The sequence below is a fragment of the Cobetia sp. SIMBA_158 genome (assembly GCF_046566945.1).
GTDB classification, from domain to species: Bacteria; Pseudomonadota; Gammaproteobacteria; order Pseudomonadales; family Halomonadaceae; genus Cobetia; species Cobetia amphilecti.
Window position 1 is genome coordinate 1 of the sequence record NZ_JAWJYL010000820.1, and the last position, 249, is coordinate 249.

General features: G+C 43.4%; 1 protein-coding gene. It reads left to right on the forward strand.

The genetic code is table 11. The features are described from left to right. Window positions 1–249, forward strand: a 249-nt coding sequence (locus tag R2R70_RS22110) for an alpha-1,6-glucosidase domain-containing protein (RefSeq protein WP_410979215.1), incomplete at both ends; no start/stop codon positions are given.

Here is a 249-nt window from a genome sequence, read left to right on the forward strand (position 1 = left end):
CAAGAATTCTTGGCTATCCGCAGCGCAAGCCCGTTATTTAGATTAACAACTGAACAAGATGTTATCGAACGTGTCGGATTTCACAATGGGGGTAAAGACCATGAGCACGGCTTAATTGTAATGAGCATTGATGATGGTGAAGAACTCACAGACTTAGACCCAGCACTTGATGCGCTTGTTGTGATAATTAACGCAACCGAGCAAACTCTTAGCCATACTATTGCCACTGCAGCGGGTTTTGAATTACAT